This is a genomic window from Streptomyces sp. MMG1533 (genome assembly GCF_001279775.1).
In the GTDB taxonomy this organism is placed as follows: domain Bacteria; phylum Actinomycetota; class Actinomycetes; order Streptomycetales; family Streptomycetaceae; genus Streptomyces.
Window position 1 is genome coordinate 1 of record NZ_LGDG01000126.1, and the last position, 415, is coordinate 415.

Annotated in this window: 1 pseudogene; it reads right to left on the bottom strand. The window is 72.5% G+C overall.

The annotated features are described in order from the left end of the window. Positions 1-415 (bottom strand): annotated as a pseudogene (locus tag ADK57_RS15375) (IS200/IS605 family accessory protein TnpB-related protein); the annotation flags it as partial.

The window sequence follows — 415 nt, forward strand, 5'->3', positions numbered from 1 at the left end:
CGGGTGTCCGAGGGCGCGTCGCCCGACCGCGATGCTCGCCGCATCGTGCCGGGACATCCTGCGTCGTGGGGTGGTCAGGGGCTTCTGCCAGTGCTGGGCGCCCCAGCGGGAGGTGTAGGCGGGGTCGACCGCGACCACGGCGATGTCCTGTTCGGCGGCCATCGACACCAGCCGGGCTTTGAGCTTCGCGGTGGGGAAGCGGGAGAGCAGGCGCCGGAAGCGTTTGTTGCGGCCGTGCTTCTCGCGGCTGGTGCCGCCGGTGAAGTCGAGGTCCTCGATGGCGATCGCGGCGGCCCCGCAGCGGCGGGTGTGGTGCAGCAGCCGGGTCAGGGCGTGCCGGATCTGTGCATCGCGGTGCGCGGTGGTGCCGGTGAGGTCGTAGAAGTAGCGCTGCGGCTCGCCGACCGGGTTGCCG